Origin of the sequence: Mycobacterium sp. SMC-11 (genome assembly GCF_046250095.1) — a bacterium.
GTDB lineage: Bacteria > Actinomycetota > Actinomycetes > Mycobacteriales > Mycobacteriaceae > Mycobacterium > Mycobacterium heraklionense_A.
Map to the genome: position 1 here is coordinate 1,517,205 of NZ_CP176430.1, position 17,242 is coordinate 1,534,446.

Sequence of the window (17,242 nt, forward strand, 5' to 3'; positions counted from 1 at the left end):
GCCCGGTGCGGCGACCCGCCTAGGCGATCTGACCGGCCGCGGCGCGTACCGCCGCGCGCACCCGATCGGCAACGACCTGTGCCGATGACGTGTCGAGCTTGCCGTCAAGATGCAGGAATGCCAGGCCGTGCACCAATCCCCATATGGCGGTGGCCATTGCTTCTATATCCACCGACGGAAACACCTGGCGCACAATGGAGTTCAAATATTCTTGGATCGCGGTGACCGCGTCCACCCGCTCGGCGTTGCTCGGGTCGCACTGCTCGGTGAACATCACCCGGAACAGTCCGGGCCGGTCGAGTGCGAACTGGACGTAGGCGATAGCGATCGCAGCGAGGTCATCCGCCGTCTTCGGTGCCGGATGTGCCGCGACCAGGTCGGTGGCCAGTTCGCGATAGCCCACCGCGGCGATCGCCGACAGCAGCGCGTTCCGGTCGGCGAAATGTCGGTAGGGCGCCGCGGTCGATACGCCGGCGCGTCGGGCAGTGGCACGCAGCGACAGTTCGGTGGCGCCGTTTTCCTCAAGGAGATCCATAGCCGCGCGCAGCAGGGTTCCGGGCAGGTCGCCGTGGTGATAGGTCTTGGTGGACGCTGACATCTGTGGCTACCCCGTGTTGACGCCGCTTACATGAGCTCCTAACGTTAGCAGTATGCCGAGTAAGCGCCGCTAACATTTGCGCGACGAATCGAAGGAGACCGTGCAGTGACCTCACCGCGAACGATCGTGATCACCGGCGCCAGCGACGGCATCGGCGCTGTTGCAGCCCGTGCCCTGGCCGGACCGGAGGTCAACCTCGTTGTCGTCGGCCGCTCGGCCCAGAAATTGGCGCCGGTCGCCGCCGATGCCGGTGCCACCGCACTGACCGCTGATTTCGCCGATCTGGACCAGGTTCGTGCGCTGGCCGAACAGATCCGCGAACAGGTCGGCGCCATCGACGTCCTGCTGAACAACGCGGGCGGAACATTCGCGCCGAGCCTGCGTACGGCGCAAGGGCATGAACCCAACTTCGGGATCAACCACCTCGCACCCTTCCTGTTGACCAACCTGCTACGCGATCGGCTGGCCGCAGCCGGTGGCGCGCTGGTGCTGAACACCTCCAGCGTCGGCAACCGGTTCGGACACGTCGACCTCGATGACCTGGACTATCGGCGCCGGCGTGCCTTCGAGACCCGGGCCTACGGGACCAGCAAGCTGATGAACATCTTGTTCACTCGCGGCATCGCCCAGCGCTGGGCTGACGACGGGATCATCTCGGCCGCAGTGCATCCCGGTCCGGTCGCGACCAGCTTTGGTCGTGACTCTTGGTTCGTCGGCCTGCTCTACCGCACTCCGCTGCGCCACCTCGCGACCATCACCCCGGCCGAGGGCGCCACGCCGTTGATCGAACTGGCCAATCGCGGCGCCGCCCCCGAGATCAATGGCGTGTACTTCGACCGCCACCGCGCCAACGGCCGCGAGAATCGGCAAGCCCACGACCCCAAGCTCATCGACGGGCTATGGACTAGCTCCGCCGCTCTCGTCGGCCTGGGCTGATCGCCACGGTTGGTGACCGAACCGATCGACGTGCACCACGTCGTCGATCGGTGGACGTTGGGTCGGGCCGTATCGCCCGCGAGCCCAGCCGATCGGGATGATGCACACCGGCACCATCTCCGGTGGCAGCTCCAGCACGCGGCGCGTGCTGCGGACCAACCACAACGGCAGCGTCTGCAGTGAGGCGCCCAGGCCCACGGCTCGGCATGCCAGCAGCAGGTTCTGCACCGCGGGATACACCGAACCGTAGAACGACGAAACCCTGATCTGCGGCCACCCGACCGGCTGGTGCTTGAGGGTTCGCCGGTAGCAAGCCACCACCAGGGTCGGTAGTTCGTGGTAGTGCTCACGCTGCCACTCCGACACCCGCAACTGGCGTCGCGTCGGCTCATCGGTGGCAGCGCGCCTGGCAAGCCACCCGAACAGCTTGAACGCCCGCTGGTAGCTGCGCACCAGACGCCGCTTCTGCTCGGGGTCGTTGACCACGACAAATGCCCAGTCCTGACTGTTCGAACTGGTAGGAGCCTTGAGTGCGAGCGCGAGTACCTCGCGCAGTAGCTCCTCGTCGACGGGGTCGAAGTGCAGCCGGCGGATCGCCCGCTGCGAGCGCATTGCCTCGGCGATCGGCATGGTCAATCCCGCCAGAGCCTTTGCGGTGTCCGGGGGTACGAAGGGGCCGGGGGACGAGTCGACGTGGGTCATGGCTGCACGACCAGCGATTCGCCGTGCTCCAGGCGGGGGCCGGCGGTGCGGGCCCGCAGCCAGCTTCGGTAATGGCGAAGTGCGCGGCGCCCCAGCACGGCCTCCTGGGCGTATGCGGTCAAAGGAGAGACGCCGGGGCGGGCACGCCGGCCCTTGCTCAAGAGGCGCAGCTGGTAGCGGACACGGGCTAGAGCGACCGCTGAGGCGATCGCCTTGTCTTTGATGCGGACAGGTTTGAGTTCGACCGCGGCGTCGGCGCCGGCACGCCACTTGTTCGGTAGGTCGGGATCGACGGCCAGCGCGGTGCCCATGCCGACCAGGTCGACACCGCCGGCGAGCACTTCATCGGCCACCGATCGGCGGACGATGCCGCCGGTCAGCATCAGTGGCAGCGGACTGGACTCGGCCAGTTCCTCGGCGAGGGTGAGGAAGTACGCCTCACGGGCTCGGGTCCGCTCATCGGCGGCCTGGCCGGTCATGGCGGGGCTTTCGTAACTGCCGCCGGACAGTTCGACTACATCGACTCCCAGAGGTGCCAGCAGCTGGATCACCGTCGCGGCGTCATCGGCGTCGAAGCCGCCGCGCTGGAAGTCGGCCGAGTTGAGTTTGACCGCCACCGTGAACGCGGGGGACACCGAAGATCTGATCGCGCGAACGATGTCGAGCAGCAGGCGCGCCCGGTTCGGCAATGTTCCGCCCCACTGATCGGTGCGCTGGTTCGACAGCGGCGAGAGGAACTGCGAGAGCAGATAGCCGTGGGCGGCGTGGATCTCGACTCCGTCGAACCCGGCCCGCTCTGCGCGCCGAGCGGTCTCGGCAAAACGGGCCACGGTGGCGTCGATCTGCTGGGCAGTCATTGCGACGGGCTGGGCCAGTCGCTTGCTGTTGCGGCCGATGTCGACGCGGATGGCCGAGGGGCCCCATGCGACTCCGGGCATGTTGGCCATCACCTGTCGGCCTGGGTGGTTGATCTGCATCCATACCCGTGAGCCGCCACTTTTGGCTGCGGCCGCCCACTGCCGGAACGGCTCCAGCGGCGCTTGTGCGTCGAGCACGACGCCGGCCGGTCCGGTCAGAGCCTCGGCGTGCACCATCACATTGCCGGTGATGATCAGCCCGGCGCCGCCTTGGCTCCAGCGTCGGTACAGCCGGAAGAGCGCCTCGTCGGGCAGCTGACCGGCGACGGCCATGTTCTCTTCCATGGCGGCTTTGACCAGACGGTTATCGATGACGGTGCCGTTGGGCAGACGCAGGGGCGTGAAGATGGTGGCGGGCATCGCACTCTCCGGACGTGGGCAATGTTAACAGTGCTTACGTCAGCATAGGGGTGGAAGTAAGCGCCGTCAACATCGATCCTTGGGTCAGTGTCAGTGCTATTCGTGCAACCCCGCTTCGGCGATCGCCTCGGCCTCCTGCTCGGTGGCCACCGACGGTCCCGACCCGGGCAGGTGTTTGCCGGCCGTCTCCGGGGTGAACCACACCGTGATTGCGCCGATGACGCCCGCGCCCATCAGGAGGTAGGCCGGCAACATCACGTTGCCGGTTCCCGACACCAGGGTCTCGGCGACCAGGGGAGTGGTGCCGCCGAACACCGAGACCGAGATGTTGAATCCGATCGCCACCGCGAAATAGCGCACCCTGGTGGGAAACAGTGCGGGCAGCGTCGACGGCGTGGTGCTGTAGAAGCACAGCAGCATGAGGCCGATGAGCAGCACACCGAGCAGCCGTAGCGGGTAGTTGCCGCCCTGGCGGATCAGTAGGAAGGCGGGAATCGACCCCACGATCAACAGGGCGCTGCCGGTCCACAGAATCGGCTTGCGGCCGATGCGGTCGGACAATTTGGCCAGCGGCAACACGGCGACCAGCATGAACACCAGTGCCACCACGATCATCGTCAATCCGCGGCTGCCGCTGATACGACCGACCTGTTTGAAATACGTCGGCAGATACCCGGTGAGCATGTAATTGGTGACGTTCTCGGCCAACACCAGCCCCATGCAGATCAGCAGACCGTTGCGCTGCCCGGTGACGGTCTGCTTGAACTGCAGCCACCCGTTGCTGTGGTCGGTGTCGGGTTTCTCGCTGAGCTGCTCTAGCTCTTCAAACGCCGGTGATTCGTCGATGCGCAGCCGCATGTACAGCGTCACGATGGCCAGCGGCACGCCGAGCAGGAACGGGACCCGCCAACCCCAGTGCAGCATGTCGGAGACCGGCAGTTGGGTTTTGAGCACGGTCACCACTGCGGCGCCCGTGATGTAGCCGCCGAGCGTGCCCAGCGGTAGATACCCCGTCAGTGCGCCGCGGCTGCGGTCTGGGGCGTGTTCGCTGACGTAGGTCATGGCCCCGACGTATTCGCCACCGGTGGAGAACCCCTGCAAGATCTTGGTGACGATCAGCAGGATCGGAGCCCACACCCCGATCTTCTCGTACGACGGCAGCAACCCCGTGATCGTGGTGCCCACTGCCATCAGGGTGACGGTCATGACCAAGACCCGCTTACGGCCGATGCGATCTCCGAGCGCGCCGAAGACGATGCCGCCGAACGGCCGCACCGCGAACGCTGCAGCCAGGGTGCCGAAGGTGGCGATCAGGCCCACCGCGCTGGAACTGTCACTGGGGTAGAAGACCTGCGCGATGGTGGTGGCCAGGAAGCCATAGATCCCGAAGTCGTACCACTCCATGAAGTTGCCGACGGCCGTGCCCGCGATCGAGCGCTGCATGGCGGCCGGGTCCGAGACCCGGATGTCGTCGCGTGCCCATGTGCGGCGGCTGGTGTGTTCACCGCTGCCGGACCGGCCTTTGGTATCCACCGCAAGCAACGTATACCAACCGCGCGCCCACTTCTCGTCGGCACGGTAAGAGCTGCCAGGCGGGGCGGCGGCCTCTACCATGGCGGGCATGCGCAGGCTCCCGGGCGTCCTGACCGTGGTCAGCGTCGCCGCTGCCCTGGTCGCCGGTTGTTCATCCAACTCCCCAACGGTCCCGGCGGATGCGTCGTCAACCGTCGCTGCGACCACGCCACCGACCTCGGCGACGCCCGCGTCCACGGCGGCGCCGTCGCCCACCTCGCCGAAGAAGTCCACCGAGCCCCTGCCGGATGCCGCGGCGATCCTCAAGGAGTCCAGCGCCACCACTGCGGCACTCGACAGCGTGCACCTGTCGCTGGCGGTGACCGGCAGCATCGAGGACATGCCGGTCACAGCGCTCGACGGGGGAGTGACCCAGCAGCCCGACCAGGCGGCGAAGGGCTACGCCAAGATCGCCTACCGGGGCGCGCCGGCCTATGTCGCGTTCGTCGTGTTCGGCGGCGACTTCTACGTGTCGCAGGATCACGGCCGCTGGGTCGACTACGGTCCGGCCGCCAAGTTCTATGACGCGGCCAGCATCCTGAGCCCCGACACCGGGCTGGCCGGCCTGCTGACCGATTTCATCGATCCCGAGGTCGAGGGGCGCGAGACCATCGATGACGTACACACCGTGCGGATCAGCGGCGAGATATCAGCCGATGCGGCGAAGAAGATCGTGCCGCAGCTGCAGGCCACCAAACGGACCGCGTGCACGGTCTGGATCGAGGAGACCGGTGACCACCACCTGGTTGCGCTGAAGCTGGCATCCAGCGACGACAACGCCGTGGAGATCACCTTCTCGAACTGGAATGCGCCGGTAACCGTCGGCAGGCCGCGGACCTAAGCATCCGCCGGGGTTATCCCCAATGCGCTGTTCTTCCCCAGTTGCCGTTGCGCGTGACGGCCGGCCCGGCTTTCTTGTCGGGCCCGCCCGGCCCAATGGGTGCAGCACCGGCGAGCTCGTCAGGCCCGCCGCAACCAGGAAGGAAACACCTCTATGTTCGAGACCACACTTACCGTGATCGGCAACATCGTCAACGACCCGATTCGGCGCCGGGTAGGCGAGCACGAACTCATCAAGTTCCGGCTTGCCAGCAATTCGCGCAAGCGCGCCGCCGATGGCAGCTGGGAGGCCGGTAACTCCCTGTTCGTGACCGTCAACTGCTGGGACAGGTTGGTCACCGGGGTGGGGGCGTCGCTGAGCAAGGGATTGCCGGTGATCGTGGTGGGGCATGTCTTCACCAGCGAGTATGACGATAAGGACGGGGTTCGCCGCTCGTCGGTGGAGCTGCGCGCGACCGCGGTCGGCCCCGATCTGGCGCGGTGCGCGGCCCGGGTGGAGAAGATCATTGCCGCCGGACCGGACATGCCGCCGGTTGCTGCCCCCAGCGACGACCCCGACGGCCCGGACTGCGCGGACGACGAATCCGAGGCCAGTGAAGAGATGGCTGGGATGGCTCTGACGCCCTGACAGCAGCCGACAGCGCTGCCGGACGACCCCCTAGGATGGTTGGCGAGCAAATTCGCGAGACCAGGAGGCGACACCCCGGCATGGCTGAGTTCATCTACACGATGAAGAAGGTGCGCAAAGCGCACGGCGACAAAGTCATCCTCGACGACGTCACGCTGAACTTCCTGCCCGGCGCCAAGATCGGTGTCGTCGGCCCCAACGGTGCGGGTAAGTCCAGCGTCCTGCGGATCATGGCTGGGCTGGACAAGGCGAACAACGGCGACGCTTTCCTGGCGCCCGGCGCCACCGTCGGCATCCTGTTGCAGGAGCCGCCACTGGACGAGACCAAGACCGTCCGGGAGAACGTCGAAGAGGGCGTGCCGATCAAGGCCAAGCTCAATCGGTACAACGAGGTCGCCGAGCTGATGGCCACCGACTACACCGACGAGCTGATGGAGGAGATGGGCAAGCTCCAGGAGGAGCTTGACGCCGCCGACGCCTGGGACATCGACTCGCAGCTCGAACAGGCGATGGACGCGCTGCGCTGCCCGCCGGCCGACGAGCCCGTCACCCACCTCTCCGGTGGTGAGCGCCGGCGGGTGGCGCTGTGCAAGCTGCTGCTGAGCAAGCCTGACCTGCTGCTCCTGGACGAGCCGACCAACCACCTCGACGCCGAGAGCGTGCTGTGGCTCGAGCAGCACCTGGCCTCCTACCCGGGCGCCATCCTCGCGGTCACCCACGACCGCTACTTCCTCGACAACGTCGCCGAGTGGATCCTGGAGCTCGACCGCGGCCGCGCCTACCCCTACGAGGGCAACTACTCCACCTACCTGGAGAAGAAGGCCGACCGCCTCGAGGTGCAGGGCAAGAAGGACCAGAAGCTGCAGAAGCGGCTCAAGGACGAACTCGCCTGGGTGCGCTCGGGTGCTAAGGCCCGCCAGGCCAAGAACAAGGCCCGCCTGCAGCGCTACGAGGAAATGGTTGTCGAGGCGGAGAAGACCCGCAAGCTCGACTTCGAGGAGATCCAGATCCCGGTCGGCCCCCGGTTGGGCAACACCGTGGTCGAGGTGGAACACCTGGACAAGGGCTTCGAGTCGCGCCAGCTGATCAAGGACCTGTCGTTCACGCTGCCGCGCAACGGCATCGTCGGCGTGATCGGCCCCAACGGCGTCGGCAAGACGACCCTGTTCAAGACGATCGTCGGTCTGGAAGAGCCGGACAGCGGCACGGTCAAGGTCGGCGAGACGGTCAAATTGAGCTACGTCGACCAGAATCGCGCCGGCATCGACCCGAAGAAGACGGTCTGGGAAGTGGTCTCCGACGGCTTGGACTACATCGAGGTCGGGCAGACCGAGATCCCGTCCCGGGCCTACGTCTCGGCGTTCGGGTTCAAGGGCCCCGACCAGCAGAAGCCCGCGGGCGTGCTCTCCGGTGGCGAGCGCAACCGGCTGAATCTGGCGTTGACCCTCAAGCAGGGTGGCAACCTGATCCTGCTGGACGAGCCGACCAACGACCTCGATGTCGAAACACTCGGTTCGCTGGAGAACGCCCTCGAACAGTTCCCCGGCTGCGCCGTGGTCATCAGCCACGACCGCTGGTTCCTCGACCGCACCTGCACCCACATCCTGGCGTGGGAGGGTGACGACGACAACGAGGCCAAGTGGTTCTGGTTCGAGGGCAACTTCGGTGCCTACGAGGAGAACAAGGTGCAACGACTCGGTGCCGAAGCGGCGCGTCCGCATCGGGTGACCCACCGCAGGCTCACCCGCGACTAGTGTGAGTCCGGTAGCCGTGCTGCCGGAGCTGACACACAGTCGGGAGGGGTGGGATGACGAAGTCCACCAAGGAAACGACCGCGTGGACAACCTTTCCCGATCCCTCTGAGCCGCAAGGCATTCCTGCCTGGGTCTCGACCGCCTACGTCGAGTCCTATCGCGGGTCGCACAGCGACTCTCTGGTCGACGACGAGCCGTCGGGAGGTACCGATCCGGCGAGCCGGGCCGCCGCCACCGCCGTCGTGACTCCGGCGCTGCTGGCCGCGCACGCCCGGCTGGCGCAGCACCGGCGTGCCGGTGAGACCCGGGTTGCGGTGTATCCCGCCGACGATCCGGCCGGGTTCGGGCCGGCGCTGCAGGTGGTCACCGAACACGGCGGCATGCTGATGGACTCGGTGGCGGTGCTGCTGCACCGGCTCGGGGTGGCCTACGTCGGGATCATGACGCCGGTGTTCACCGTGCAGCGCGATGCGGCCGGGGAACTACGTTCGGTGGAACCGAGATCCGCGGACGGCTCCGCGGGGACCGAGGCTTGGATTCACGTCCAGCTCTCACCGACGGTCAACCGCAACACCCTCGCCGAGACCGAGCGCCTGCTGCCCGACGTGATGGCCGACGTCCGTCAGGTCGCCATCGATTCCGCGGCGATGCGCGATGCGCTCAACGAGCTCGCCGCCGACGTCGAGGCCAATGCGCAGGGCCACTACACCGCACCGGACCGTCACGATGTCGCCGCGCTGCTGCAGTGGCTGGCCGACGGGCGCTTTGTGCTGCTGGGTTACCAGAGCGGCGTGGTGCGCGACGGGCAGGTTCTGGTCGAAGACGCCGCCCGGCTTGGCGTGCTGCGCCTGCGTAAGTCCTTGCGGCCCAGGCTCACCGGCAACAATCTGCTGACCTTGGCGCAGGCCACCGTGCCCAGCTACATGCGGTTCAGTTCGCACACCTATGTGGTGGTGATCCGCGAGGACACCGGCGACAGCATCGTCGCGCACCGCTTCGTCGGGCTGTTCACCGCCGGCGCCATGAATGCCGACGTCTTCGAGATCCCGGTCATCTCGCACACCGTCCGTCACGCCCTGGCTTTGGCGGAGCAGGAGCCCGGCCACCCCGGGCAGCTGCTGCTCGACATCATCCAAACAGTGCCGCGGTCAGAGCTTTTCGCGATCGATGCCGAGCAGTTGCTGAACATGGCGATGGCGGTGTCCGATCTGGGTGCGCGGCGCGGAACCCTGCTGTTTCTGCGCGGCGACCGGACCGGTCGCTTCGTGTCCTGCCTGGTGTATCTGCCACGCGACCGCTACACGACCCCGGTGCGGTTGCACATGGAGGACATCCTGATCCGCGAGTTCGGCGGGGTCGGGCTGGAATACAGCGCCCGCGTCAGCGAAGCGCCCTGGGCGCTGCTGCATTTCATGGTCCGGATGTCCGACGATCCCGATGCCCGGTCGGTCGACACCGGCGAGGCCAACCGGGTCCGGATTCAGGCGTTGCTGGTCGAGGCCACCCGCACCTGGGGGGACCGGCTGATCGAGACGGCGGCGCAGGACTCCATCGACGCCGAGGTGGCCGAACACTATGCGGTCGCCTTCGACGAGATCTACAAGCAGGCCGTCACTCCGGCCGAGGCGGTCGGCGACATCGCGATCATCGAGCGGCTGACCGCCGACTCGGTCAAATTGGTGTTCTCCGACTACGGGTCGGCCGACGGAAGTCAGTTGGCCTGGTTTCTCGGCGGGCACGGTGCGTCGCTGAGTCACCTACTGCCGATGCTGCAGTGCATGGGAGTGGCGGTCCTCGAAGAGCGGCCATTCACCGTCACCCGCGCCGACGGCCTGCAGGTGTGGATCTACAAGTTCAAGGTGTCCGCACACCCGACCATCGAGATCCCGGCGAGCGGCGCCGAGCGCGTCGACGCCGAACAACGATTCGCCGACGGCGTCACCGCGATCTGGGAGGGCCGCGTCGAGCCGGACCGATTCAACGAGCTGGTGCTGCGCGCCGGACTGAACTGGCAACAGGTGGTGGTGCTGCGCGGCTACGCCAAATACCTGCGCCAGGCCCGGTTCCCGTACAGCGAGCACCACATCGCCTCAGTGCTCAACGATTATCCGAACATCGCGCGGGCCCTGGTGGCGCTGTTCGAGGCGCTGTTCGACCCGTCGCGCACGCATCGCAACCGGGACGCGCAGGCGGCCGCCGCGGACGTCGCGGCGGGAATCGACGCGGTGGTGAGCCTGGACACCGACCGGGTGCTGCGTGCGTTCGCCTCCCTGATTCAAGCCACCCTGCGTACCAATTACTTTGTCACCCGCGATGATTCGGCTCGGGCACGTAACGTGTTGGCGCTCAAGCTGGATGCGGGCCTGATCGACGAGTTGCCGCTGCCCCGGCCGAAGTTCGAGATCTTCGTCTACTCACCCCGGGTCGAGGGGGTGCACCTGCGGTTCGGTTTCGTATCACGCGGCGGGCTGCGCTGGTCGGATCGCCGTGAGGACTATCGCACCGAGATCCTCGGACTGGTCAAGGCCCAAGAGGTCAAGAACGCCGTTATCGTCCCGACCGGGGCCAAAGGCGGGTTCGTGGTCAAACGTCCACCGACGCCCACCGGTAGCCCGGTAGCCGACCGCGAGGCGGCCCGCGACGAAGGGATCGCCTGCTACACGCTGTTCATCTCCGGGCTGCTCGACATCACCGACAACGTCGACCACGCCACCGGCGCGGTCAGCGCGCCGCCGCAGGTCGTGCGCCGCGACGGCGACGACGCGTACCTGGTGGTGGCCGCCGACAAGGGCACCGCCAGCTTCTCCGACATCGCCAACGGCGTGGCCGAGTCCTACGGCTACTGGCTGGGCGACGCGTTCGCGTCCGGCGGGTCGGTCGGCTACGACCACAAGGAGATGGGCATCACCGCCAAGGGGGCCTGGGAGTCGGTCAAGCGGCACTTCCGGGAGATGGGCATCGATACCCAGACCCAGGATTTCAGCGTCGTCGGGGTCGGAGACATGAGCGGCGACGTGTTCGGCAACGGCATGCTGCGCAGCCAACACATCCGGCTGGTGGCCGCCTTCGACCATCGGCACATCTTTCTCGATCCCGACCCCGATCCTGCCCGGTCCTTCGCCGAGCGTCAGCGGATGTTCGACCTGCCCCGATCCAGTTGGGACGACTACGACAAGTCGCTGATCAGCGCTGGAGGCGGCGTCTACGCGCGGGACCTGAAATCGGTGCCGGTCAGTCCGCAGGTCGCCGGCGTGCTCGGCCTCGACGAGGACATCACCGAGCTCACCCCGCCGGTGCTGATCCGGGCGATCCTGCGCGCGCCCGTGGACCTGCTGTTCAACGGCGGGATCGGCACCTACGTCAAAGCCGAGTCCGAATCCGACGCCGACGTGGGCGATCGTGCCAACGACCAGGTCCGGGTCAATGGAAACCAGGTGCGCGCCAAGGTGATCGGCGAAGGCGGAAACCTCGGCGTCACGCCGCTGGGTCGCGTCGAGTTCGACCTGGCCGGCGGCCGTATCAACACCGACGCCCTGGACAACTCCGCCGGCGTCGACTGCTCCGATCACGAGGTCAACATCAAGATCCTGATCGACGCCCTGGTCACCGTCGGCAAGGTCGACGCCGCCGACCGGCCGGAGTTGCTGGCGTCGATGACCGACGAAGTCAGCGCGCTGGTGCTGGCCGATAACACCGCCCAGAACGATCTGATGGGCACCAGCCGGGCCAACGCCGCGAGCCTACTGCCGGTGCACGCCGATCAGATCCGCCATCTGGTGGCCGACCGCGGGCTCAACCGTGCCCTGGAGGCGCTGCCTTCGGAGAAGGAGATCGCCCGACGTGCCGAGGCCGGTCTGGGGCTGGCCTCACCGGAGCTGGCCACCCTGATGGCGCACGTCAAGCTGACGCTGAAAGCGGCGGTACTGGCCACCGACCTACCCGAGCAGGATGTGTTCGCCGCCCGGTTGCCGCAGTATTTCCCGCAGGTACTGCAACAGCGCTTCGGCCCCGAGATCCGCCAGCATCAACTGCGCCGCGAAATCGTCACCACCATGCTGATCAACGACGTGGTGGACACCGCGGGCATCACCTATGCCTTCCGGATCACCGAGGACGCGGGCGTCGAGCTGATCGACGCGGTGCGCGCCTACGTCGCGACCGACGCCATCTTCGGGGTGGGTGACCTGTGGCGCCGGATCCGTGCCGCCGGTGAGCGCGACGGTCTGCCGGTGGCGGTGACCGACCGAATGACACTGGATCTGCGGCGGCTCATCGACCGAGCCGGCCGGTGGCTGCTCAACTACCGCCCCCAGCCGCTGGCGGTGGGCGCCGAGATCAATCGGTTCGCCGAGCAGGTCGCCGCGCTCTCGCCGCGGATGTCGGAATGGCTGCGTGGCGACGACGCCGGCATCGTCGCCAAACACATCGGCGAGTTCGAGGCCCAGGGCGTGCCGCGTGGCCTGGCGTCCGACATTGCCCTGGGGCTCTATCGCTACAGCCTGCTCGACATCATCGATGTCGCCGACATCACCGAACGCGACGCCGACGAGGTCGCCGACACCTACTTCGCGCTGATGGATCGGCTCGGTACCGACGGGCTGCTGACCGCGGTCGCCCAGCTGCCGCGTGACGACCGTTGGCATGCCTTGGCGCGGTTGGCGATCCGCGACGACATCTACAATTCGGTGCGGTCGCTGTGCCTGGATGTGCTGGCGGTCGGGGAACCGGACGAGGACGGGATGCAGAAAATCACCGAATGGGAGTCGACCAACGCCTCACGCGTGGAGCGGGCGCGGCGCACGCTGGCCCAGATCTACGAATCCGACCAGCGGGATCTGGCGACCCTGTCGGTGGCGGCCCGGCAGATCCGCAGCATGACACGCGGCGCGGCATCATGAGTGCGGCAGGAGAGTCCACCGGGGAGCCGGTGGGCTTTGTGGCAGCGGTTCCGGTGCGCTGGTCGGACATCGACATGTATCAGCACGTGAACCACGCGACCATGGTGACGATGCTCGAAGAGGCGCGGGTGCCCTTCTTGTCGCCGGCGTTCGCGGTCGACATCACCAGCGTCGGTCTGCTGATCGCCGAGGTCAAAGTCGCCTACAAGGGGCAACTGCGGCTGACGGACTCACCGCTGCAGGTGACGATGTGGGTGTCTCGGCTGCGCACGGTGGACTTCACCATCGGCTACGAGGTGCGCTCGGTGCACGCGGCCCCCGATTCACGGCCTGCCGTGATCGCCGAGACGCAGCTGGCCACGTTCAGCATCGACGAGCAGAAGCTGGTGCGGCTGTCCGCGGACCATCGCGCGTACTTGGAGAAATTCATCCGCTGAGCGCGGCCGAACCTCCAGCTCAGCCCTCGGTGAGCATGGCGTCGAGCAGTCGCTGAATGACGACGCTCACGTCGGCGCGCGTCTGCTCGGGATCGTCGGCGGTCGCGATCAGCATCGCTGCTTCGTCGAGCGCGCCGATCAGCACGTGGGCCAGCGCGCGGACCGGCTGGTGGGGGAGTTGTCCGGCCTGCATGGCTTCGCCGAGCAGCTGCTCGGTCATGCCCAGGCTGTAGCGCTGGGCCACGTCGCGAAAGCCGTCCCAACCCAGGACGTTGGGGGCATCGAGCAGGACGAGTTGGCGCACTTCGGGGTCTTCGGCGACCACCAGCCAGTTCTCGGCGGCTGCCCGTAGCGCGGCGGCGGGGGTGGTTGCTGCGGAGGCGGCCACTGCTTCGCCGAGGCGCACCATCACGTCGGCTTCCACCGACTCCACGACGGCCAGGAAAAGCGCTGCCTTGTCCGGGAATTGGTGGTACATCGCGCCCCGGGTCACGCCGGCGGCCTCCGCGATCTCGGGGGTCCCCACGGCCGCGTAGCCACGCGCACCCCACAGTCTGCGGGCCGCGCTCATCAGGGCAGCACGGGTGGCGGCGGAACGCTCGGCTTGCGTCCGACGCTTGATTTCCGTACAGGCTGTCGGTAAGTTATCGGCAGGTTGCACGTAACTATGTTAGGAGCTTCCAATGCCCACCGTTGACATTGACGCCGGAACAATCCACTACGACACCGCCGGCCCGCAGGATGGCCGCCCCGTGCTGTTCGTCCACGGCTACGCCATGGGCGCCTCGTTATGGGGGCCACTGAGCGCCCGCCTGGCTGCGCGAGGTCTCCGCTGCATCGCCCCGAATTGGCCACTCGGCGCGCATCCGGCGGCGTTGCGGCCCGGCGCTGACAGAACCCTGCCCGGGATCGCTGCAATGGTGGACGCGTTCATGGGAGCGCTCGGCCTCGAGGACGTGGTGTTGGTCGGCAACGACACCGGAGGCCTGATCAGCCAACTGGTCGCGGTCAACCACCCGGACCGGCTGGGGGCGCTGGTGCTGACCAGCTGCGACGCCTTCGAGCACTTCCCGCCACCCATTCTGAAGCCGTTCATGCTGGCCGCGAAGACGCCGACCACCTTCCGCGGGGTGCTCCAGCCGATGCGGCTGCGGATGGTTCGTCGGCGCGGATACGGCGCGCTGGCGCACGGCGACATCGACCAACTGGTGAGAGGGTGGGTCGCACCCGCGCTGGGTGACGCCGCCATCGCCGAAGACCTCCGTCAGCTCACCAAGTCGTTGAACCAGCAGACCGCCCTGGATGCCGGGGCGCGACTGCACGAGTTCACCAGGCCGGCCCTGATCGCCTGGTCTGCCGATGACCTGTTCTTTCCGGTCGAGGACGGCCGGCGCCTCGCAACCACGCTGACCAACTCCCGCTTCGAACTCATCGACGGCGCGCGCACGTTCTCGATGATCGATCAGCCGGACCGGTTGGCAGAACTGGTCGCCGAATTCGCCAGCACCGCAAGCGGTCGACGGTGAGGTGACCGGCCGTTCAGACCAGCCACGCGGCGGTGTTGGGTGGCAAGACACCGCCGGTCGCCGGCGCGCTGGCCAAGATCAGCTGCCCTTCCGGAAGATCCACCGGGCGGTTACTGGCATTTAGTGCGCAGATTAGCCCGCCGCGTCGGAAAATTAGCATGTCGGGCAGGGCGTCTAGCCAATCGATCTGCGATCCGGTGAGTTCCGTTCTGCTCCTGCGTATCTCGAGAGCCTGCCGGTACAGTGACAGCGTCGCGCCGCGGTCGCTGCGTTGTCTCTCGACAGTCAGGTGTGCCCAGTCCGGCGGCATCGGCAGCCAGGTGTTGGGATTGTCGGAGAATCCGAACGCCGGCGCATCGCCGGACCAGGGCAGCGGCACCCGGCAGCCGTCGCGACCGCGTTCGGTGTGCCCCGAGCGTTCCCACACCGGGTCCTGCAGGGCCGAATCGGGCAGCTCCACGTTGGGCAGGCCCAGCTCCTGGCCGTTGTAGACGAACACCGCGCCGGGCAGGGCCAACAACACCAGGGCCATAGCCCTGGCCCGGTCCAGCCCCACGGCCCCGCCGCCGTAGCGGGTGACCGCCCGCTCGACGTCATGGTTCTCCAGCGCCCAGGTGGCGCTGGCGCCCACCGACCCCACCGCCGCCAGCGAATTGTCGATCGCGCCACGGATCTCTTGGGCATCGAAGTCGGCTTGCAGCAGCCGGAAGTTGAACGCCAGGTGCAGTTCGTCGGGCCGCAGGTACTCGGCGAACTGATCGTTGTCGTGCACCCAGACCTCGCCGACGCTCACCGCGTCCGGATAGTCGTCCATGACCCGGCGAATCGCCCGGTGAATCGGGTGGACGCCGGGCCGGTTGAAGCGCGGGTCGTCGTCCTGGTGGGCCAGTAGCTTCACATCGGTGACCGGCATGTCCGGCAGGCCGGCCGGCTTGGCCATACCGTGCGAGACATCGAGGCGGAAGCCGTCCACGCCGCGGTCCAGCCAGAACCGCAGGGTTCGCTCGAAATCGGCGAACACCTCGGGGTTGTCCCAGTTCAGGTCCGGCTGTGACACATCGAACAGATGCAAGTACCACTGACCCGGGCCGTCGGATTCGGTGACCCGCGTCCAGGCCGGGCCGCCGAACACCGACACCCAGTTGTTGGGCGGCAGCTGCCCGTCGGGTCCGCGCCCGTCGCGGAAGATGTAGCGGTCGCGCGCGGGACTGCCCGGCGCGGCGGCCAGTGCCTCAACGAACCACGGGTGCGCCGAACTGGTGTGGTTGGGCACCAGGTCCATCGTCAGCTTGATGCCCCGCGCGTGCGCGGCGGCCACCAGCCGATCCAGTGCCGCGAGGTCGCCGAAGAGCGGATCGATATCCCGCGGATCCGCCACGTCGTAGCCGTGGTCGGCCATCGGCGACACCGTCACCGGGTTGAGCCACAGCGCCTCGATCCCCAGCCACGCCAAGTAGTCCAGGCGTGCGGTCACCCCGTCCAGGTCGCCGACCCCGTCGCCATTACTGTCGGCGAACGAGCGGGGATACACCTGGTAGAAGACGCTGTCGGCCCACCACGGGGTCTGGCCGGGGCGGTCGCGGGTGGCCATCAGATCGGCGCGTTGACCAGGAAGTCGGCCGCCGAATGCAGGTACTGCAGCAGTTCGCCGCGGTGTGCATCGTCGAGGGTGTCGCTGTCGATCTCGCCGATGGCCGTCACCATGCAGCGCAGCCACGCATCGCGCTGCATCGGGCCGATCCGGTAGGGGATATGGCGCATCCGCAACCGCGGGTGTCCACGAAGCTCGGTGTAGGTGCGCGGCCCGCCCCAGTACTGCTCGAGGAACATCCGCAATCGTTCCTCGGCGCCGTCCATGTCGTCGGCGGGGTACATCGGGCGCAGGATCGGGTCCTGAGCGACCAGTTGATAAAACCGCGACACGATGGCGTGGAAGGTCTCCGCACCGCCGACGGCGTCATAAAACGAGGGTTCTTCTATCGGCTGCATCGCCCCCCATTGTGGGGCATTGCCGGTGACTGCCGGTGAACACACAGCAAATAGGCGTGCGACCAGCGCCGAATCATGGTGAACT

Annotated in this window: 14 protein-coding genes; 7 read left to right on the forward strand and 7 right to left on the reverse strand. The window is 67.2% G+C overall.

The features are described 5' to 3' along the window. Positions 1-19 precede the first annotated feature (19 nt). Positions 20-598, reverse strand: a complete 579-nt coding sequence (locus tag ACKY0X_RS07175) for a TetR/AcrR family transcriptional regulator (protein WP_409428882.1) — start codon at positions 596-598, stop codon at positions 20-22. A 105-nt stretch (positions 599-703) separates the two neighbouring features. Between ACKY0X_RS07175 and ACKY0X_RS07180 the strand changes: the two genes are divergently transcribed. Next, positions 704-1,534 (forward strand): SDR family NAD(P)-dependent oxidoreductase, encoded by an 831-nt coding sequence (locus tag ACKY0X_RS07180; RefSeq protein ID WP_409428883.1) that lies wholly within the window; start codon positions 704-706, stop codon positions 1,532-1,534. Here the strand turns inward: ACKY0X_RS07180 and ACKY0X_RS07185 are convergent. From ACKY0X_RS07185 to ACKY0X_RS07195, 3 genes are all read right to left on the reverse strand, one after another. Next, entirely contained in the window at positions 1,496-2,236 is a 741-nt protein-coding gene (locus tag ACKY0X_RS07185) for a nitroreductase family protein (protein ID WP_409428884.1), read from the reverse strand. The two genes, ACKY0X_RS07180 and ACKY0X_RS07185, sit on opposite strands and share 39 nt — an antisense overlap. Continuing rightward, positions 2,233-3,513: an NADH:flavin oxidoreductase/NADH oxidase family protein gene (locus tag ACKY0X_RS07190; RefSeq protein ID WP_409428885.1), complete on the reverse strand. Its 1,281-nt coding sequence runs from the start codon at positions 3,511-3,513 to the stop codon at positions 2,233-2,235. Before ACKY0X_RS07190 ends, ACKY0X_RS07185 begins: the two co-directional genes overlap by 4 nt. Positions 3,514-3,609: 96 nt before the next feature. After that, complete coding sequence (locus ACKY0X_RS07195; RefSeq protein WP_409429537.1) at positions 3,610-4,956, reverse strand: MFS transporter; 1,347 nt, start codon at positions 4,954-4,956, stop codon at positions 3,610-3,612. Between the two features lie 178 nt (positions 4,957-5,134). Between ACKY0X_RS07195 and ACKY0X_RS07200 the strand changes: the two genes are divergently transcribed. The 5 genes from ACKY0X_RS07200 to ACKY0X_RS07220 all read left to right on the forward strand — a co-directional run bounded on the left by ACKY0X_RS07200 (position 5,135) and on the right by ACKY0X_RS07220 (position 13,642). Continuing rightward, positions 5,135-5,926, forward strand: coding sequence for an LppX_LprAFG lipoprotein (locus tag ACKY0X_RS07200; protein WP_409428886.1), 792 nt, complete (start codon positions 5,135-5,137; stop codon positions 5,924-5,926). 153 nt (positions 5,927-6,079) lie between these two features. Beyond that, positions 6,080-6,553: a single-stranded DNA-binding protein gene (locus ACKY0X_RS07205; RefSeq protein WP_409428887.1), complete on the forward strand. Its 474-nt coding sequence runs from the start codon at positions 6,080-6,082 to the stop codon at positions 6,551-6,553. Positions 6,554-6,633: 80 nt separating this feature from the next. After that, positions 6,634-8,307, forward strand: a complete 1,674-nt coding sequence (ettA, locus tag ACKY0X_RS07210) for an energy-dependent translational throttle protein EttA (protein ID WP_064888941.1) — start codon at positions 6,634-6,636, stop codon at positions 8,305-8,307. 53 nt (positions 8,308-8,360) lie between these two features. Continuing rightward, positions 8,361-13,205, forward strand: a complete 4,845-nt coding sequence (locus tag ACKY0X_RS07215) for an NAD-glutamate dehydrogenase (protein ID WP_409428888.1) — start codon at positions 8,361-8,363, stop codon at positions 13,203-13,205. Next, entirely contained in the window at positions 13,202-13,642 is a 441-nt protein-coding gene (locus ACKY0X_RS07220) for an acyl-CoA thioesterase (protein WP_409428889.1), read from the forward strand. The genes ACKY0X_RS07215 and ACKY0X_RS07220 overlap by 4 nt, the downstream gene beginning before the upstream one ends. Before the next feature lie 19 nt (positions 13,643-13,661). On the opposite strand, the gene ACKY0X_RS07225 is transcribed toward ACKY0X_RS07220, so the two are convergent. Beyond that, on the reverse strand, positions 13,662-14,213 hold the full coding sequence (locus ACKY0X_RS07225; RefSeq protein ID WP_409428890.1) for a helix-turn-helix domain-containing protein: 552 nt from the start codon (positions 14,211-14,213) through the stop codon (positions 13,662-13,664). Positions 14,214-14,325: 112 nt separating this feature from the next. On the opposite strand from ACKY0X_RS07225, the gene ACKY0X_RS07230 reads away from it, so the two are divergent. After that, positions 14,326-15,168, forward strand: a complete 843-nt coding sequence (locus ACKY0X_RS07230) for an alpha/beta fold hydrolase (protein WP_409428891.1) — start codon at positions 14,326-14,328, stop codon at positions 15,166-15,168. A 13-nt stretch (positions 15,169-15,181) separates the two neighbouring features. Here ACKY0X_RS07230 and ACKY0X_RS07235 read toward each other — a convergent pair whose 3' ends face one another. Together ACKY0X_RS07235 and ACKY0X_RS07240 are read right to left on the reverse strand one after the other, a co-directional pair. Then, entirely contained in the window at positions 15,182-16,759 is a 1,578-nt protein-coding gene (locus tag ACKY0X_RS07235) for a glycoside hydrolase family 13 protein (RefSeq protein ID WP_409428892.1), read from the reverse strand. Further along, positions 16,759-17,157 carry a globin gene (locus tag ACKY0X_RS07240; RefSeq protein ID WP_409428893.1) on the reverse strand — a complete coding sequence of 133 codons (399 nt, stop codon included), beginning with the start codon at positions 17,155-17,157 and terminating at the stop codon, positions 16,759-16,761. Before ACKY0X_RS07240 ends, ACKY0X_RS07235 begins: the two co-directional genes overlap by 1 nt. Between the last annotated feature and the right edge of the window lie 85 nt (positions 17,158-17,242).